Raw genomic sequence first — 17,862 nt, forward strand, 5'->3', positions numbered from 1 at the left:
TCAGTTACTGGATGACGTAGCGACGCGTGCGTTCTCGACAGCACCCTTGGGCAAAGCGTGAAATTCGATCAGCAGTCCCAGATCATCCTGCGTCGGCGCCAGAAAGGATGGGCCTAGCGAGCCGCTATAGCCGGCGAGCTCTTTGTCGTAGCCGCGTTCTACCAGCCGTTTGGCTCTGTCGAGGTCGACAACGCCCATGCTGATCCCGAGCACCTGCGGGCCACCTTTACGCAACGCATCGGCAGCGATACCAGGACCATCCGGTTGAAGCACAAAGATCCGTTTCTGCCCCGCCGGTATCGAATATCCGCGCGCCGATATCTGCGAAATATGAGCCGGCGTCGCGCCGGCAAATCCCATCCGCTCGAATTGCTTGCGATCCGCGTCGGCATCCGCCGAGAGCAGCCAGAACGCGGAGACTTCACGCGCGCTGTTCGGGTGTTCGCGCGCGATCTGTTCGTCCGCCAGGCGCGCTGGTGTGGCATCGACGTGTGCGTAGTCGATGAAGAACAGGTTGCTGGAGAGTGGCTGGCGCTCGAAGGCGAAAAGACGCCAGCGCGGAGGCTTGGAGGGGCCGGCACCGTCCGGGTCGGTGGGCGAGGCGGAGAAGACAGCAGTGGGATTCAGGCCCCGTTGCTGCAACAGCGTGCGGACCTGATCGAGCGCAGAGGAGCGGAGGCCAACGGTCCGGGCGCCTGGGCCGCCGTGCAACATGGCCTGGTCCGCGAGCATGCCGGGGTCCATCTCCGGGTTCGGCCGTGTGATACCTAACAGTTCGAGATAGCTGAGATCGGACATTCGGACATAGCGATTGGCCACGCCGCCGGGATTTCGCCCCGGCCTGACCTGGAAACCGAGTTTGACGGTCAGGATCGCGGTGGTCCGGTCGATGTCATGACCCCACAGCAGGACATGGTCGAGCGAACTCGTGCCATCGAGCGGTTCCGGCGCGCCAGCGGCAGGCTGACTCAGGCCGAAGATCAGTATCAATGCGGACAACAGAACGACGGATCGCACAGCGCGTTTACTCCGTTGGATAGGCAAGTGAGGCTTGGGGATGTCCACGCATGCTTGCGTGGACATCGGACGCGGGCAATAACCTCAGAGGTTATGGCGCCAAGCGATCGGTAGCTCGCCGCTGTCCAGCATGGCGCCAAGGTAGGGGCCGTATTTCTTCCCGATCCCGCTCGCATTCCGGGTGGGGCATCACTTCCTCTTTGCGCTGTTTGCGCGATGTCCTTCGCGCGCGAGATCGACAAAAGCCCGAGTGGCTGCACTGTGATAAGCGCCTTTCCGGACCAGCAATGCTGCCGTCCGTTCGAGCAGGGTAGGGTTGAGTGCGACCGCATGGAGGTCGTCGCTTTGGCGTGCGATCGCCGCCGGCAACAAGGTCGACAGGCTGGTACAGCGGACTATCTCGATCACCGCATTGATCGAATTGGCCTCGATCGCAACGTGCGGCTGAATCGCATGCTGTCGGCAGTATCGTTCGATCTGTTCGCGCGTCGCGAACTCCCCTGACAACAGCACCAGAGATTCGTTGTTCAGCGCTTGAAGTCCGATGGAGCGTTTCCGTGCATGGGGATGCTCTCTGCCGACAACGAGGGCCAGGGTTTCCACGAGCAGAGGCTGGGTTTCGATATCGGGCGATCTCACCTCGTCGAACGCGATACCTACGTCCAGCTCGTCATCGTTCAGCCGTTCTTCCATGCGTTCCTGTGGCATTTCCCGCACGGTCAAGGTGATGTTCGGATAGCGGCGGTGGAACGACGCTACCAGCGGACCGACGAGGTAGGACGTGAACGTGGGCGTCATGGCGATGCGCAACGTGCCGCGGCTCAATGCCTGGACGTCGTGAATGGCGCGTTTCCCCGCTTCGAGATCCTGCAGGGCGCGATGCGCATAGCGTAGATAGACCTCGCCCGCGTCGGTCAGGCGTGTGACTCGACCTGTGCGGTCGAACAGCGGCACCCCAAACGTCTCTTCGAGCTGCTTGATTTGTTGCGACAACGCCGGCTGCGAGACATGCAGTGCCGAGGCAGCCCGCGTGAAGCTGTTGTGCTTGGCGACCGCCAGGAAATAGTTGATGTGACGTAGCAGCATGTCGTTGTCTCCATAAGCTGGACCTATGGAGTGCATAGTAAATCAGTCTTTTACCTTATGTGATTCGGCGCGTACTTTGTCCTCCATCGGCCCACGTGGCACCCCGGAGGATGCAGCATGAAAGACATCATTGAAGGTTTTCTGAAGTTCCAGCGCGATGCGTTTCCGAAGCGCGTGGAGCTCTTCCGGGAGCTGGCCAACCAGCAGGCCCCTCGCGCCTTGTTCATTTCGTGCTCGGATAGCCGGCTGGTGCCGGAACTCGTTACCCAGCGCGAACCCGGAGATCTGTTCGTGATCCGCAACGCGGGAAACATCGTGCCGTCCTATGGGCCGGAGCCGGGTGGCGTTTCCGCTTCGGTCGAATACGCCGTGGCAGCACTTCGCGTGACGGACATCGTGATCTGTGGTCATTCGGACTGCGGCGCGATGACGGCCATCGCCACCTGCAAGTGCCTCGATCACATGCCGGCCGTGGGCAGCTGGCTGCGCTACGCGGACTCCGCGCGAGTCGTCAACGAAGCACGCCAACACAAGAGCCCGGTCGAACGGGTCCAGGCCATGGTTCGCGAAAACGTCATCGCCCAACTGGCCAACATCAAGACGCACCCGTCCGTACGCCTCGCGCTCGAAGAAGGACGTTTGTCCTTGCATGGCTGGGTCTACGACATCGAAACCGGTTCGATCGATGCCCTCGATGGGACCACCCACACCTTCGTTTCTCTCGCGGACCATCCCCGCGTCCGCGCTACCCCCGCCCGGCTTGCCGCCGCGGCGTAACCCACATCCTCAACCTGGAGTGCAATTCACATGATCCAATCGCAATACAGCCCATCCGTCCGTCAGGCGCTCTCCGAAGCCGTCATTGCCGCCAAAAGCAAGAAGGATTTGTCGTTCGAGCAGATCGCCGATGGCACCGGCTTAAGCCTGGCGTTCGTCACCGCGGCCCTGCTGGGCCAGCACGCACTGCCCTCCGATGCCGCGAAGGTCGTTGCCGCCAAGCTGGGCCTCGATGAGGACGCCGAGGCACTGCTGCAATCCATTCCAGTACGCGGCAGCATCGCCGACCGTGTGCCGACCGACCCGACCATTTATCGGTTCTACGAAATGCTGCAGGTGTACGGCACCACGCTCAAGGCGTTGGTTCACGAGAAGTTCGGCGACGGCATCATCAGCGCCATCAACTTCAAGCTCGACATCAAGAAGGTCGACGATCCCGAGGGCGGCTCGCGCGCTGTGATCACCATGGACGGCAAGTACCTTCCGACCAAACCGTTCTGAATCCCGTTGCAGCTGGCGGATAGCTGGCGCCGCGCGCCAGCTTCCGTCAGCCCGTGGACGGTTGTCGGCCCACTTAATGTAAGCCTGAGGAGATTTTCTCCATGGATTTTGTCAAGCGCACCATCGATCTCGCCATGAAGAACGTGGAGGAGGGTGGGCGTCCGTTTGCCACCGTGATTGTTCGCGACGGCGAAGTGATCGCCGAGAGTCCGAACCGGGTGGCCCAGACCAAGGACCCGACCGCGCATGCGGAAATCCTGGCCATTCGCGAAGCATGCAAAAAGCTGGGAACCGAGCACCTGACGGACTGCGATATCTACATCCTCGCAAGCCCGTGCCCGATGTGCCTGGGCTCGCTGTACTACTGCAGCCCCCGTCAGGTCATCTACATCACGACCCGCGAAGACTACGCGCCCTTCTACAAGGACGATCGCAAGTACTTCGAGCTGGACTCGTTCTACGCCGAGTACAGCAAGCCCATGGGCGAGCGTCGCCTGCCCATGGTTCAGCGCAAGGACGACGCGGCGATCAAGGTGTACGAGCGTTGGAAGGCGTTGAACGCCGGGTGACGTATCGGCTATTCGTCGCTTCCGTTTCAAGAGCGAAACGGAAGCGATGGAGTACTCCCCACCGCGCCCGTTGCCTGACGCTTTGCCGAGGGCTCAGAGTCCAATAGCCGAGATACGCGTCGCCCAGTTGCCCAGTGCACCGCGTGTACCACCGCACTGGAACCGCGGGGCGGTCAAGTATTGGGCCAGGGTGCATGTCTGCGCGATGTACTCCGATGCGATCCAGATCGTGTTGCCGTCCGCCGAAGCCGCGCCATAGTCGCCCCAGCGCGGCCGACCGCCACCAAGGTAGGGGATGCCGGTAAAGCCGTCCCAGGGGCCTGCGCCCGCCGCGGCGATATGGACCTCGCCGGCACCGATCTTCGCATCCAGGCTGGCGTAGCCAGCGCTTGGATAGTCGGAGGGGCCAACCACAGTGAACGCGATAACACCGCGTCCGCTTTGCGTGACAGCCGCTGCGCCGTAGGTCAGATTCGCATCGGGCAGGGCCAGCGTTCCGTTGGCAAAGATGCCGCTGGAGTTTGGATCGATGACGAAGTAGTTGATGCCCGAACCATGGCTGCCGTCGCTCAGCAAGACATCGGTATCCAATGTCCCCCAGAGCTTGCCGTTGGCGTAGCTCACCTGCTCCATGCGCGAGTCATTCACTGCCAAGTCGCGCGGCCCGGGGTAGACGAAACTCGGGTAGCCGAGGAGCGATACACAGCTGGGCGTGGCAAAGCAGTCCAGCAAAGGCGTACTGCCTGGCTTCTGATGGGCCAGACTGCTCGGTACCGCATATTGCTGCACAGTCAGCGGCGAGACGTTCAGCGTCACGGCCGCGGGCATGGTGTCGATAGCTCGCGTATTCGACACCGACCACAGCCAGACGGTGGTCGACGTACCCGAGTTGTAGAACACGGCGTCCGAACTGAGGAGGTATTCGGTTCCACCATGCCTACCGGCATACGACCCACCGGACGAGATGGCCGGTATGACGGTGAACGCGGGCGCGGGAATGCTCGGATCGCCACCGTTGAACAGCACCACATTCGCTGACGCGGCGCCCGACGCCAGTGCCTGCTTGGAGATGACGTAAATCTGCGCGCCGATAAAACCTGGACCGAACAATTCGAACTCGTTGGTGGTCAGGAAGATCGCATGGGCATCAGCGCCGATGTGGGGGTAGTCGCCCAGACAGAACCCGCCCGTACAGTGGTGATCCGGGGTGCCTTGCGTGCCGTTGTTCTGCACCGGCAAGTGGTAGATGTTCCAGGCACCGGTGGGATCGGCGGTCTGACTGACCGCGATGTCCAGGTGATTGGTGCCGGCCAGGGCCGACGTCGTGCCAATACGATCAAGCGTCAACACCACCTGGAACCAACGCTGCGTGCCTGCATCGTAGTAACAGGAAGGGTCGGTGAGTTCCGGTCCGATCGCACCCGTGCTGCGATTGATCGCCGCAGCGTAGCCGTAGAAAGAGTTGAGAGCGACAGGTCCGACGAGTTTGTTGCCGGCGCTGCTATAGATCGCCAATACGTCGTTGACGCTTTCCATGATGAATCCGTTGCCAGCGCACAGCCCTTGATCGGGCGGCTCCACCGAGAACTGATTGCCGCCATTGGCGAAACGCTGGTCGTGGAAATTGAGGCCATCGAAGCCACCAAGGAGTTCGGGCCTCGACTTGGCACGGTTGGCATTCCCCATCCTGCTGCTGCCGGCGTGCCCGTGGGCAACGCTGCGATTCACGATGGGCTGAGGTCCGAGGCCATTGCCCGAATCGGCATCCCCGGCGGTCATTGCCGGATCCAGCTCCAGACTTGTCAGTGGCGCCCCCCCAAGGAGTGTGGTGGTTGGTACCGTGGTGCCCCCTCGTTGCAATACGAGGGTGGTTGGGGACGCTCCCAAGGCGCACGTGGCGAACGCCATGACCGACACTGCGATGAGTAGTCGAGTCTTCATAACATGGGTCTCCTGTTTATTTCACTAGGTGACCGCGCCCCCGGTAGAACGCTGATATCGGTCGCGCCGATGAGCGTCCGCGCAAGTACGCATATTTGATATGTGCGCTTGCACACGATAGGCGCATTGGCAAAAGGTCGCCATCGTCCATAAGGCCAGGGTCGCCTCGTTCCAAAAGAAGGTCATTCCTGAGCTTTCCGGGACAGGTGGGCCGCGATGCTTGAATCGATGCTGCCGAAGAAGCCTTAAGAATGGAGGCTTAAGGTTTTCATTGCGGTGATGGAAGCGGTAGCTGACCTCGGTCCGCCAGGGGAGTCTATGCGTCCGTTTTCGACCCAGGCGGATATTCGGAGATGGTCGTTTCGCCGTCCGTGGCGCAAGAGACGTCTCGATGAATGGGTGGGGCGAAGCTAGACTGCCAATCGCTTTTGCAAATGGCCAGCAAAACGCTCCGCTGTTTCCGGCCGAGCCCCGAGATGCAGGAAGGGCTCGATCATTTCCAGCTCCATCAATAGGAAGCTCCCCTGGGAGATCACGCCGTCCACGCGCGCGTAGGCAATGTCGGCGTGGCCTATTGCAGCCACGGCTGAGAGGGCCTGTTTCGCGCTTGCGATAAGAGTCGCATCAGGATCGACGGCTTCGGCGGTGCCGCCGAACTCGGCCTGCACTCGGTAATCGCCAGCCGTCGGACGCTTGATCACTGCATGACTGTATTCACCGTCGAAAAACAGCAGGGACCACTCGCCCTCGCTGACCACTTCGGGTACGAACGGTTGCACCAGATATTCAAATTCCCTCGGCAGTTGCGCGATCGCCTGATCAAAAGTCGCATCACCGACCACGCCGCGCGCTGTATGCCAAGCCGTGCCGCTAATCGTTGGCTTGATCACGATCTCCTGCCCAGGCATCGCGGCCAGCGTCTGCCGCAAATCCTTCGCCGATACGATTTTCGTGGGAATGATGTCGACACCCTGTTCTGCCAGTTCGGGCAGATAGCGCTTGTCGCTATTCCAGCGCAACAGCTTTTTATTGTTGATCGTCGGAATGGGCAGTCCATCCAACCATTGGCTGAAGGCAGCGTAGTGCTTGAAATAATCCCAGGTCGACCGCATCAGCACGGCGTCATACCGCGACCAGTCCACGTTAGGGTCATTCCAGACGCAGGCGACGGTCTCGATGCCGAGACGTCGCAACGAGACCGCCAGGTGGGCGTCATCTGGGTGGATGCCTGGAACAATTGAGGACGTAGCGACGGCAAGACGATGAGTGACAGAGACAGACATTGCGAATCCTCCAGTGATGGAGGGCGCCCTTGTCTGATATATCGAAACCGAGCGTGGCGGATCCGGTCCGTCGCAGCACCCCTCAGCTCCGACTGCGCGACAATCAATTAGCGCGCAACGGGTAAGCATCGAATTGACGATGCGTGGATAGTCTCACTGACGCAGTAGCACTCCGTCAATGTTCCGTTTCATCACAAGGAGGCAGCGCGTATCCATGCGGTGAGCACTTAACGATGCCCGGCGATGGTTCGTTCCCGGGCTCCTTCGTCATCTGCCAGAGCTGCCGATGTCTGCTTAGCTTCAAGAGGCTATGCAAAAAACCGGTTCGACCACCTGCTGAGCGCACGCCTTCTTAGACGTGGTCAGACCGGCCGATAGATCTGCGCCACCGAGCCGCGCGGAAAGGCCTTCGAGCTGACCAGCTTGAGTGGCCTCGCCGCAGGCAGTTCGGAGAAGATCGGCAGGCCTTTACCTAACGCGATCGGATAGACCATCAGGACGAATTCATCGACCAGGTTCTGGGCGATGAGGCTGCGCGCGAAGGTGGCGCCTCCAAGGGCGATGATCGGCTTGCCGTCCTTAGCCTTCAGCTTGGTGATTTCGTGGGCCAGGTCCCCGCTGGCCACGTAGGCCTCCGCCCAGCTTTCCGCGCCGGGTTGAAGCTGCCTGGTTTCGGTCTCGACGGCCTGGGCCTGGGCGTCACTGAGTCCCTTGGCGGCCGCCTTCAGGACCGCTGGTCCCTGTTGTGAAAAGACCGCCTTGGGGATTTGGTTCATCGGCGGCGCGAACACCATGGTGGACGTTGGCCAAAAGGGGGCCATGTCCTGAAAGGAGCGGCTGCCCATGATGAGCAGGCTGGCGTTCCACAAGTTCTCCACCTTCCATGCGATGGCCTCTTCGTCACCGCTGAACATCCATTTGACGTCGCCCTCGGGGCCGCTGACGAAGCCGTCGAGCGACATAGACATCGTCAGGATCAACTTTCTCATTGCCTTCTCCTTGCGTTAGTCCGACCCAAGGACGGGTCGAATCCATCGGTTCCTACAGCTCGCTTTTGCCAAACTCAAAGAACCACGGCTGGGCAGGTTTCGGGTCATTGCCGGCTTTCACTATCACGTCGAACGGCAGGAACCGAATTCGACAAATCGTCCGAAAAATTTCCGTATGGGCACGCATCAAGGCATTCCTGGGAGCGTCGAGGAAGCAAGGTATCTGTTTGGATGGCGTCGACAAGGGCCTTTGACAGTGTGGAAGATTGAGGGGAACGGGCTCAAGGTTGATTACACTCCGGGCGAAGTAGATGCCTTGGTCAGAGCCCCCTTCTCTAGTCTTGTTTGCGCGCCAAATAAGGCTCTTGCTAAGAAGATTAATAAGAAGAAGGGCTCGAAGAAATGACCTGCATGGAAGTTACTGCCGTCTTCGCTATGTCGCTCGGTAAGAGAGTGATGTCAGAGGCCTCGTTGGCGGATAGGGTGTCCGCCGGCGCCGCGCCAGTCGCAGATATCAGAAACGGACATCGATGATGTGATCGGGAACTCAGCCATTTGTGAGATCGGAACCCAGGTGGCTCCAAGCTTCAGGTTGAAGCTGCACCTTCCCCTGAGGGATGCAGATAGGTATCTCACGCTCCCATTGCCCGATTCCGGATACGGTTAATAGGAAGCGAAACGTGATCCAGTTTCCAGCGCGCTCAGTGCCGACCTGGCGCACGTCATCCACATGAAGAACACTTTGGAGAGGGGTGTACTCTGTTCGGAGAGCATCATCTTGATAGGGAATGCTGGCCAATCGAATGACCTCCATCTTTACACATCGTTGAAACCATGGGGTGTCTACGAAGGCGTCGTAGTACTCCTTGATGCGAGAGCCCGCCCTGGGGTGGAAGGGGGATTCACCCCGCATCATAGAAAGCCCCTCCTTGATTCGTTGAGGCAATGCGTCGAGACCCGAAACCATTGCCAGATCCCCGTCAAAAACGAAAATGTCATTGGCATCATTCGTTGCAAGTGTCGTTCCCAGGCGAGTTGCATCGGTCCTGGGGAAACTTGGTTCGACCTCACAGATCAAGACCACCGAGGTTACGTCCTTCCGCCACGTCGGCCCACGGCTTAAGCGACGGCCATCCCCGAGAGAGTTGACGAGAACGTAGCGATCGTCGCGGTGCAACGATGAAAAGCTCTCCCCATAAGTTATCAGTGATCGAAGATTGCCCTCTACAAATTGATTAATTCGAATCGTCCATTGATTCTCTTCAACTGCAGTCAATTCACCTATGCCAACCACATACGGTCCGATAGCAACGAAATCTTGCCTGTAGAACGCCCCGGATATCGCGTTCAGCTGTTCAGCGCAGCTCCTCTCGTGCTCGATCTTCATGCGGAGAAGTAGATCTGACGTGTAGGTCGCCTCGTCGCGATCGATTTCGACGCTGTGTGTGCTGCACAGCCAGATCCCGTTCTTAATGGATGTCCGTTGCTCTGACGTCATGTTGGCGTCATAGCGACGACCACCTGGCGCTGCCGCATGAATGTGCGCCGCAACCCCCACGTTGATAACTTTGTCATCCCCTTCGGCGCTCGGGCCCGTTGTTAGTGCGCCGCAGCCGGTCATTGAGCATCGACATCCCGCCCGCATTGCGAGAGCGACCTTTGTTCCTTGCGAAAATTCATCTCTACTCGTTGCCAAGACACCTCTCCATTTTGAGTCGAGCAAGCGGTCGTGAGTGGCAGTGCTATCAAGTGCAGGAGGAGGGCACAGTATCTTCTTGGGGCTAAACTAGTTGTCAGCCCATGTACTGGAGGCAGTTCAACCTTCTTGTTCGGCCAGCAGCCTGGCTTCTGCGAGTTCGTGTGCAATGTCGCTCCAGCCGGCTTCACTGGCGTACTTGACCATTCGATTTAAGGTGCGCGTTGGCGCTGCGCGACGCAGCGATTCCGGAATATCAGCCGGGCGCATCTTCCAGGGCAACAGGACATGGCCGGCTTCCGTCACACATCGGCTTAGGAAGGCGGCGATCCGAAAACCGCCTTCGTCGAGATCGCCCCAATGCAGGATTGGAGTTGACGCCGGGAGGTCGGAGAGCAGCCGGAGGTACATGGCCCGCCAGGCAGGGGAGGGCATGCCGGCGGTGTAGACGCACAACACATCGGAGTCGCAGTGCTGACGCGCCCATACATGGAACGTAGTCTGGTTCTCGATGGTTAGCACCTGGCTAGGCATGGAGCCTAGGCCCAGCACGGTCGATGGGGGAAGGGCGCTGTACGGGCGGTCCAGAGGGAAGGCGCCACGCTCTCGGCGGACCACAATGTTGCCGGCCAAACGCGAAGGCTGCGGTTCGCGGTAGAGGCCGAGCTCTTGCAGAACTTCGGCTTCTGGGCGCGCATTACCCTCGACATTGCCAGTCAGCAGCACATCAAGGTAAGGCGTCAGGGACTCGATGCGCTTGCTGTCCTTGAATAGGCGTGCACTGGCATCTCGTACCGGTGTCTCCGTGGCACCGAGCGACACCTGGGCCTGGCAATAGGCAATGACGTCGCAGGCCATCGCCCAGCTGGCGGCGACGCCCGGTCCGCTGCCGCGGACCTTCTTGAGCTTCTCCCAGTGGGACAGGACGTCGATCAGGACCGGGTGCTCGTCGAGGCGCGCGGAGAGCGCCTGTCTCGCCGACTGGACTCGCGCCGCGTGGGGCACTTTGCCGAGGATTGAGGCCAACTTGACGACGTCCACCAGTTCAACGCGCTCAATGAGGCCTTGGGGGTCACGCGGAGGGCGCCGGACCGTGATCGCGCCCTCTGTTTGCGCGTAGGCCATCACCGCCTCGAAGTCTTCTTTAGCTTTCAGGCTACGCAACTCGCGATATTCGGACAGTGCAGAGTCCGTCAGGGCAGGGCACCGCACGAATGTTCCGGCTTCATGTTTGTCGGCAGATTTCAGCAGGCGCTCTAGCGCTTTTCTGGCCAACGGATCCATCTCGGCTTGGTCCTGGAGACTCATGCGGATAGACCCTCCGCCGAGTCGATCCGGGGCTGGTACTGCCTTCGGATCTCTGCTTCGACCAGCGCCGGGTTGAACTCAGGGAGGTCGGCGCGGAACATCTCTCGTGTCTCGGGGGATACATCGTGGCCTTCAAGCACGACCACGTTGCTCTCGGCGTCGCGCATGATGTCGTAATACCGATCGAGGAAGGCGGTCAAGCTACCCAAGGCGTCGCCGGTGCTGGCCATGAAGACCTGCAAGCCCAGTTCCTCGAAGTAGCGCATGGTCGCCACGATGTTCCGTGGATCCATCTTGATGAAGGCCTCGTCGATGACCAACAGCCGGATGCCGGAGTGGTCGCCGCGCTCCAATCGATAGGCCGACGACATCGCTGCGCCTGCGATCACATACAGCGGCGCGCGATGCTCACCTCCCGAGCCGGAACCGACGCGCTTACTAAGCCAGCCGATATGCTTGGTGGAACGGGTAGAGGCTTCTTCGCGAAGCACCTCGATGTCGAAGTCGAAGAATTCGCGGTAATCATCCAGTGGCGACTTCATGGCGGCCGCGCCGGTAACCGTCTTTTCACGCATCAGCTCTTCGAACTCTTTGGGGAGTTCCCCGGCGCCGCCCAGCAAGTCCTCGGTTGGACCATACTGAGCCACGTCCTTGATGAACTTCAGTAGCGAGGCGTAGGCCGGCCGTATGTGCGAACGGAACTGGTAGCGCTCGTTATTGGTGAACATCGGCGCAAGTCGCAAGGCTTCGTTCATCCGGTTGATGGTGTCGCTCAACCACTCAAGGTGCTCGTGCAAGGCCACCGCGACGTCGTTGCGGAAGGTGCTTTTGGCGGCGCTCAGGGCGTCATCCATCCGAGCTTTATTCTCGCGTAGGCCAGTCTCCGTCAGGATGACAACGCGCGTCTCCAGCCAGCCGCGAGCGCTACGCCAGTCGTCTTGAGTACCGGCCGGCATGACCTCGTTGTGCCTGACGAGGAACGCTGACAGTTTCTGCATGGCGTTAGACGCCTTCTGGCGGGAATCCTCCTTCGCACCGTTGCTTCGGCGAGCACAGTCGGTGACGATCTCGCGAAACGACAAGCCCTGACGCGCCAAGAGCCTCTCCCATTGGCTCGACGCGTAGTCAGCGTCATAGCCCTCCTTTGCACGCGCTGCCTCAGCCACCGCTTTCTGCGTAACGGCTTGGTCCCGCTTCTTCTGGGTATCTTCGCTTTTCTGCAGATGGGCCGTCTCAGCTGCGCCGACCGCCCGGGCGGCAATCAGGAGCTGTTTTCGCGCCTCGGCCACGGTGGCCTCTGCCTCCTGGACGGTCTGGACCAGCAGGCGGTACTCCTCGGTGTCCAGCGCTTGCAGTCGCCGCGTCAAGTCCACCTCGTCGCGGGTTTCCTTGGTCACGCGATCGACGATCTCGAGGATGTCGCGAACCTTGTCCTGTTCGCCGCCCACGAACGGGCCGAGGTTATTCAAGAGAACTTTGAGCTTCGCGTACCGATCCTTGAGTTCGTCAATCCGTTCTTGAAGATGGCGGGCTTCTTCGGTGATCGAGCTGCGCGTCGCTGTCGAGGTGGGGCCGATCTTGAAGAGGGCGGGATTCGTCGGCTTCTTGCGCACCATCTCACCGTCAGCCAGCAACATGCCGTCCTTGGTCATTGCGAATCGGTGAGCGAAGCACTCATCCTCGGTCTCTGCTTGTTGGGTATCGCCGAATTTAGATCGTAGGTAGTTGACCGCGGCTGTGCTGTTGCCACTGATGAGTTCCGCCACGGTGCCGCGCTTGGGACTGGGACGGTTGGAGAACTTGCTGGGCATCACGATCTTCGCCTCATAGACGCCGGCCTGGCGCGACACCCGGAATGCCTTGCGCTCATCCGCCTCCTCCACCAGCAAGGCCTGCATGTTCGACGTGCCCAGATAAGCTTCGATGGCGGGTTGCCAGTCCAAGGCATCGACGCGTACCAAGTCGCACACCGGAATAGCCTCCACACCGGCGTTGGCTAGTGCGCGTTTGAGCGCTGCCGCCGGCCCTTCTAGAGGAGGCTTGCCCTTGGCGACGCGCTCCAGGTTCTCCTGCACGCCGGCGAGCTCGGCTTCGGCTGATGTCTGTGCACGTCCGACAGACCGCATCTCCTCGAACACCTCGTCGCTCAGTACCTTGGCCGCGCGCAATGCCTGGCGGATGGTCGACTCCACGGCGTCTCGACGACCGATCTGGTCACCCTCTAGTAGGGTGTGTATGTCGCTGTAGGCCTTCGCAGTGACCTTGACGCTGTCGGCAACGAGCTTGCCCGGGATCTGTACATCGATGGCTTTGCCGATAGCCTTGATGCTGCGATGCAGTCCTGTCCTTTGTTCGGTGAGACGCCTCTGCACGCCGTCGAAGCTCTCGCGCAGCAGTGCGGCATCCGCATGGGATGCGTGCATGTCCCGGTTAGCGGTGCTCTCGCGAGCCTGCCGCTCAGCGGCTTCAACCTGACGATTCACATCGTCGCGTTGTGTGTTGGCGGCGGCCAGGGCCGCCTGTGCGCGGCCTTCAGCTTCTTCGGCGGCGGTCACCTCCTGGTTGGCGACTTCCAGCTCCGCTGCCTGAGCTAAGGCGAAAAGCGACACCGAGTGGCTGTTGCGCCGGTGCGCATCAGCGAAGTCCGCCTCAATTACCTCGGCCTCGTCGAGCTTGGCCTGCACGCTGCGCACCAAGGCTGCCATCTCTTGGAAGGTGTGCAGTACCTCCTTGAAGCGTTTGATGTTGGTCGGACGGACTTCCAGCACCTGCTGACGGACGATGTCGTCGACGCTCTTTTCAAACTTCATGCGCAGTCCGAAGCGGAACGCTTGGCGATAGGCATCCAGGCGTGGCGCGCCACGTGCACCTCTCAACCGAAATAGCATCGCCTTCAGGAATCGCTCCGAATCGTGGAAGAGTACTTCCTCCCCTGGAGCGCGCTGGGACAGCATCTGCCTGAAGCTCGCCCAGGGCCGAGGTTGATACTCCCCGTCGACGAGCTCGAGGTGATCGTAGAACGCGATCTCTGCCGGAAGGATATAGCGACCCTGCACATCCGGCTTCTCACGGTCGGCGCTCGCGTAGATACACACGCCCGTAGATACGATCTCTTGGGTCTCCGTGTCCTGCCAGACTAAAGTGATATAGGTGTTAGCGCTGTTGCGCACGCACGCATCCGGCGAGTCGCCGTATTGTCCTAAGCAGTAGCTGCGGATGTTTCGGCTGTTGTGATTGGACTCATCGGCCTGAGCATTAAAAGCGACGCCGGTGCTGCCACGACTCTCGTTGGCACCCAGCATGACAATCTGCACGGCGTCCAAGAGCGAGGATTTTCCGCTGCCGTTGGCGCCAAAGATGCCGCAGGTCATGCCGACATCGACGTCGCGCATCTCGTATAGGAAGAACTGGACCACGCGGATCCGGATCAGCTTTTTCATGTCGCAGTGCCTTCTTCCGTGGTGGCGATCGTGTGGTCCGCGCTATCGATCTCAGCATCTGGGCTGGTGAACAGGGCGATGCGTGCTAGCGCGGCTTCTCCCAGGACTTCGGAGATGCCAGGTCGGATGATGACGGCGTAGGGCTGGTCCGCTTCGTGTCCAAACTGATCCCCATCTTCCTCCGACACCCGGGCGATGCCCCAACGTCGCATCCACTGCATCAGCGAGATGAGCTTGCCGCCAGAGGCCAACTCGCGACCACCCGTTGTTTGCTTGTACTTGATCTCCAGCGTGACCAAGTCGCAGGCCACCTCGCCGTTCTCGTCGTGGTGCCCCGAACGCGTCTCCTCATCGAAGATTTTGCGTAGCACCAGTGCGAGCAGTGTCTGCTCCACCGTAGCCGGCGAGCTCTTGGCGTGTTTGGGGATGGCACAGGCATAGCGCAACTGGCTGTTGACCCGTACAACGTAGCTCAAGGGATCCAGGGCGCGTTTGAAATCACGCTCGAAGTCGCGAACCAGCCCATAGGCCACTTTGCTTCCACGATCAGCGGCATAAAGCACCTGTTCGGTGATCAACCGACTCGCCGCCGCCTCGAAGTCATCTTCCGTGACCACGTTCTTGGTGCCCTCAACCGCATTTGCCCAGAAACTCATTGGTTTCCTCCCTTGGCCGGCTTGGTGGTTCTTGCGATCACGAAGGGCAGGTGAGAGATGCCCTGGCTTTGATCCTCTTCGTCTTCCATGCGGATCGTCGTGAATCCGCTGCTCATGGCGCGCGCGTGGGCGCGAAGCAGCCTGCTGGGCGTCGCGTTTGCGGCGGCAATGGTGCACAGAACCTGCAGTGCGCGGACCGATTCGATGCTGTCCACCTGAAGGGTGACGCTGGGCACCGCATCGGCCTCGCCGAGTTGCTGACGAACGAAGGCCGCGAGCTTGGGGAGCGACATGGTGCGCCGATCACGAGCCATCAAGGCCAGGCGAGCACGCGCCTCTTGCTCCGGGGACATGACTTGCTTGCGCAGGCCACTGGGCGGTCGACGCTTGGTCTCGACTCGGGGTGAAGCCAGACGTTCGCCGGCGATACATTCACCGGGCGCAAACGGTGCCAGCGCGGTTGCCTTGCTGCCGTGCTTGATGACGGCGTCGATGGTCTGACTGATCAGCTCATCGAGGGGCCGGATGGCCCGCAGCCGGTAATCCAAATAGGCCAGCGCTAGCTTGTTGGCACGCCGGATTTCGTCGTCGAGCCGGTCCAGGTATTCATCGATGCGGCGGAGATCCTCCACTTTCTGGATATCGCGCTCGAACAGGGCTTCGGCGCGAGTGGGGTCGCGGCCTGCCTGCTTCTCGAGATACCACTGGATCAGTCGTGCGCGTAGGTCCGGCGTCTGCTGGATATGCGCCACCAAGCGCAAGATCTCTTGACGCCGCGCCAAGGGATGTTCGCGCGTGCGCAGCTCCTTGTAGTCGCCGATAAACATACGCTCGACGTAATCGTCGAAGAAGCGGCGCACGAACTCGCCGGTGGCGTCGACGCGACCGATCTCCAGCATCAAGTCGCGTACATTGGTGCCGGCGATGCGGACGTGCTCGAGAAGGGCGCGAGACTGTCTGGCAGCCTCTTGCAGCGATGCTCCATCCGTGGATTCGTCGAGAAGCAGCTTCAAGTTGGCCTCGATGCTACGGATCTTCCCGGAGACAAATTCCGGGCCTGTGTGAGCAAACTCGACCAAGCGACTCATGAAGTGAGCGACGGCTGGTGCCATCGTCACCATCTCGCGCACGCCCACCCGGTCTACACGAATCCATCCCGCTTCGCGCAAACGGTTGAAGATCATGATGGCCCTGATCGCCAGTGGCGTGGCTGGCGTCACGTCGTCGCCATCCGGGGCCCAATCTTGGTATTGGAGTTCCTCGGCAATGTCTGCCGTGATCTCTCGCATCAGGAAGCCGGTGCTGGGTGGCAGCGGAGCTTCTGGCCCAAAGCGTTTGGCGTGCAGCACGCACAGCAGTGACCAATATTGGAAGCGATTGGCTGAAGCCAGCGGCGCGAACAATCGGTCGGGCAGGCGCTTGAAGAGGGGCGGATAGCGTTCGGCTACCTTCTCCTGAAGAATTTGATCGGTTAGGTCATAAACAGCCATGGCCGACACTCCTTGGTGTTCTCAACCGCCAGCTGATAGTCGGGGGGTACCTGTCGATCCACGTCCGTGGCCGCCATGAGCTCCTGCACCATGTAGTTCAGGAGGGCGGCCCTGCAGCTTTCGATGCGCGCGGAGGCACCGTTGAAGTACTCGGTTCTAACGACCAGCTGCTGGGCCGCGCTGAGTGCAGGATGAGCGATGAGTCTGACTTGAAGCACCGTGGACCAGGCTTCGTCAGCCGTGATATCCACCTCACTGGGTTCCGACAAGAGCTCAACCTTGCTCATGCGTCCCAGCACGAAGTCCCGGAAGGACTTCCGCTGCAGGCAGTAGCCGCGGACATGCCATCGCCGACCAGCCCTCAGGAGGCTGTGTGGCTCAATGGTCCGTTCGTGCAGCTCCGGGTTGCTCATGGAGCAGTAGAGGAATTTTACGCGCAGGCGATCGACGATCGCCAAGTTCAATCGGGAGAAGGTGCGCGGCGAGGTGCGCGCGAAGTCCCAAGAGATGGAAAGCGGTCTGCCGGGCGCATTCAGCGCATACGGGACCAACATGGCACTGATAATGGTGGGCTGCGACGCCTTCGCAGCGCGCTCGGCATCCGAATAGGCCTTAGATGTGGCCAAGTTCGCCTTGAGTTTGTTATTCCAAGCGACCCAGTCAGGAAAGGATTCTCGGAAGTCTCGCAGCCACTCGCTGGCTCGGATGGGGCTGAGGCCGTACTCGGCAATAAGCCGGCTGCGGCTGACCCGTCCCTCCCAAAGCAGGATTCGGCCTACTTTGGCATCTCTTTCCTGGCGGCCTTCAGTTGACATTGAAGACATCGACTCGTGAGGGATGTTCTGATGGTATGTGTAAACATATGGTATGTAAATACATATGTTGTTGGACAGCCCTAAGGTCTCCGCTGTGCGCATCGTCAAGGCGATTGCGGACCGCTGGTGATGCCCAGCCAAATACTGGCGGAGACGCAATAGGTGCTTCTCTCTGCCACTGAAGACAGAGCTGCGAGGCTAACGCGACAGTCCGGCGCCCCGCCATCCTGACTGGTCTTGGAGGGCAGGCTGTGTTTTGTCAACTAAAAGGGCCATCCTTGCCCGGTATCCTGC

General features: G+C 60.3%; 14 protein-coding genes and 1 riboswitch. Of the genes, 3 read left to right on the forward strand and 11 right to left on the reverse strand.

Annotated elements, in window-relative coordinates; genetic code table 11:
• A complete protein-coding gene (locus OUZ45_RS16315) occupies positions 1–1,017 on the reverse strand; it encodes a VOC family protein (protein ID WP_266171207.1) in 1,017 nt (338 codons plus the stop codon).
• 189 nt (positions 1,018–1,206) lie between these two features.
• Positions 1,207–2,103: a transcriptional regulator CynR gene (gene cynR / locus OUZ45_RS16320; protein ID WP_266171208.1), complete on the reverse strand. Its 897-nt coding sequence runs from the start codon at positions 2,101–2,103 to the stop codon at positions 1,207–1,209.
• 117 nt (positions 2,104–2,220) lie between these two features.
• Here cynR and OUZ45_RS16325 point away from each other — a divergent pair, with 117 nt between their 5' ends.
• The 3 genes from OUZ45_RS16325 to OUZ45_RS16335 all read left to right on the forward strand — a co-directional run bounded on the left by OUZ45_RS16325 (position 2,221) and on the right by OUZ45_RS16335 (position 3,950).
• Positions 2,221–2,880 (forward strand): carbonic anhydrase, encoded by a 660-nt coding sequence (locus OUZ45_RS16325; RefSeq protein WP_266171209.1) that lies wholly within the window; start codon positions 2,221–2,223, stop codon positions 2,878–2,880.
• 30 nt (positions 2,881–2,910) lie between these two features.
• A complete protein-coding gene (cynS, locus tag OUZ45_RS16330; protein ID WP_266171210.1) occupies positions 2,911–3,381 on the forward strand; it encodes a cyanase in 471 nt (156 codons plus the stop codon).
• 101 nt (positions 3,382–3,482) lie between these two features.
• Positions 3,483–3,950 carry a nucleoside deaminase gene (locus tag OUZ45_RS16335; protein ID WP_266171212.1) on the forward strand — a complete coding sequence of 156 codons (468 nt, stop codon included), beginning with the start codon at positions 3,483–3,485 and terminating at the stop codon, positions 3,948–3,950.
• Between the two features lie 93 nt (positions 3,951–4,043).
• Here OUZ45_RS16335 and OUZ45_RS16340 read toward each other — a convergent pair whose 3' ends face one another.
• From OUZ45_RS16340 to OUZ45_RS16380, 9 genes are all read right to left on the reverse strand, one after another.
• Positions 4,044–5,729: a hypothetical protein gene (locus OUZ45_RS16340; RefSeq protein WP_266171213.1), complete on the reverse strand. Its 1,686-nt coding sequence runs from the start codon at positions 5,727–5,729 to the stop codon at positions 4,044–4,046.
• Between the two features lie 572 nt (positions 5,730–6,301).
• On the reverse strand, positions 6,302–7,174 hold the full coding sequence (locus OUZ45_RS16345; protein ID WP_266171214.1) for an ATP-grasp domain-containing protein: 873 nt from the start codon (positions 7,172–7,174) through the stop codon (positions 6,302–6,304).
• A gap of 14 nt (positions 7,175–7,188) precedes the next feature.
• Positions 7,189–7,264, reverse strand: a riboswitch (S-adenosyl-L-homocysteine riboswitch).
• Between the two features lie 272 nt (positions 7,265–7,536).
• On the reverse strand, positions 7,537–8,163 hold the full coding sequence (locus OUZ45_RS16350; protein WP_266171215.1) for a dihydrofolate reductase family protein: 627 nt from the start codon (positions 8,161–8,163) through the stop codon (positions 7,537–7,539).
• A 547-nt stretch (positions 8,164–8,710) separates the two neighbouring features.
• A complete protein-coding gene (locus OUZ45_RS16355) occupies positions 8,711–9,784 on the reverse strand; it encodes a GPW/gp25 family protein (protein WP_266171216.1) in 1,074 nt (357 codons plus the stop codon).
• Positions 9,785–9,979: 195 nt separating this feature from the next.
• Positions 9,980–11,167 carry a Wadjet anti-phage system protein JetD domain-containing protein gene (locus OUZ45_RS16360; protein ID WP_266171217.1) on the reverse strand — a complete coding sequence of 396 codons (1,188 nt, stop codon included), beginning with the start codon at positions 11,165–11,167 and terminating at the stop codon, positions 9,980–9,982.
• Positions 11,164–14,607 (reverse strand): SbcC/MukB-like Walker B domain-containing protein, encoded by a 3,444-nt coding sequence (locus OUZ45_RS16365; protein WP_266171218.1) that lies wholly within the window; start codon positions 14,605–14,607, stop codon positions 11,164–11,166. Before OUZ45_RS16365 ends, OUZ45_RS16360 begins: the two co-directional genes overlap by 4 nt.
• Entirely contained in the window at positions 14,604–15,263 is a 660-nt protein-coding gene (locus OUZ45_RS16370) for a DUF4194 domain-containing protein (RefSeq protein WP_266171219.1), read from the reverse strand. The genes OUZ45_RS16365 and OUZ45_RS16370 overlap by 4 nt, the downstream gene beginning before the upstream one ends.
• On the reverse strand, positions 15,260–16,753 hold the full coding sequence (locus OUZ45_RS16375; protein WP_266171220.1) for a Wadjet anti-phage system protein JetA family protein: 1,494 nt from the start codon (positions 16,751–16,753) through the stop codon (positions 15,260–15,262). Before OUZ45_RS16375 ends, OUZ45_RS16370 begins: the two co-directional genes overlap by 4 nt.
• A complete protein-coding gene (locus OUZ45_RS16380; RefSeq protein ID WP_266171221.1) occupies positions 16,735–17,568 on the reverse strand; it encodes a WYL domain-containing protein in 834 nt (277 codons plus the stop codon). The genes OUZ45_RS16375 and OUZ45_RS16380 overlap by 19 nt, the downstream gene beginning before the upstream one ends.
• Positions 17,569–17,862 lie beyond the last annotated feature (294 nt).

The sequence above is a fragment of the Dyella subtropica genome, assembly GCF_026283965.1.
In the GTDB taxonomy this organism is placed as follows: Bacteria; Pseudomonadota; Gammaproteobacteria; order Xanthomonadales; family Rhodanobacteraceae; genus Dyella_D; species Dyella_D subtropica.

What these genes read in the sequence shown, in the direction of transcription:
- OUZ45_RS16365 (WP_266171218.1), bottom strand. Translation starts at nt 14,607, where the DNA reads ATGAAAAAGCTGATCCGGATCCGCGTGGTCCAGTTCTTCCTATACGAG.
- OUZ45_RS16350 (WP_266171215.1), bottom strand. Translation starts at nt 8,163, where the DNA reads ATGAGAAAGTTGATCCTGACGATGTCTATGTCGCTCGACGGCTTCGTC.
- OUZ45_RS16360 (WP_266171217.1), bottom strand. Translation starts at nt 11,167, where the DNA reads ATGAGTCTCCAGGACCAAGCCGAGATGGATCCGTTGGCCAGAAAAGCG.
- OUZ45_RS16325 (WP_266171209.1), top strand. Translation starts at nt 2,221, where the DNA reads ATGAAAGACATCATTGAAGGTTTTCTGAAGTTCCAGCGCGATGCGTTT.
- OUZ45_RS16335 (WP_266171212.1), top strand. Translation starts at nt 3,483, where the DNA reads ATGGATTTTGTCAAGCGCACCATCGATCTCGCCATGAAGAACGTGGAG.
- OUZ45_RS16340 (WP_266171213.1), bottom strand. Translation starts at nt 5,729, where the DNA reads ATGACCGCCGGGGATGCCGATTCGGGCAATGGCCTCGGACCTCAGCCC.
- OUZ45_RS16345 (WP_266171214.1), bottom strand. Translation starts at nt 7,174, where the DNA reads ATGTCTGTCTCTGTCACTCATCGTCTTGCCGTCGCTACGTCCTCAATT.
- OUZ45_RS16355 (WP_266171216.1), bottom strand. Translation starts at nt 9,784, where the DNA reads ATGACCGGCTGCGGCGCACTAACAACGGGCCCGAGCGCCGAAGGGGAT.
- cynS (WP_266171210.1), top strand. Translation starts at nt 2,911, where the DNA reads ATGATCCAATCGCAATACAGCCCATCCGTCCGTCAGGCGCTCTCCGAA.
- OUZ45_RS16370 (WP_266171219.1), bottom strand. Translation starts at nt 15,263, where the DNA reads ATGAGTTTCTGGGCAAATGCGGTTGAGGGCACCAAGAACGTGGTCACG.
- OUZ45_RS16380 (WP_266171221.1), bottom strand. Translation starts at nt 17,568, where the DNA reads ATGTCAACTGAAGGCCGCCAGGAAAGAGATGCCAAAGTAGGCCGAATC.
- OUZ45_RS16375 (WP_266171220.1), bottom strand. Translation starts at nt 16,753, where the DNA reads ATGGCTGTTTATGACCTAACCGATCAAATTCTTCAGGAGAAGGTAGCC.
- cynR (WP_266171208.1), bottom strand. Translation starts at nt 2,103, where the DNA reads ATGCTGCTACGTCACATCAACTATTTCCTGGCGGTCGCCAAGCACAAC.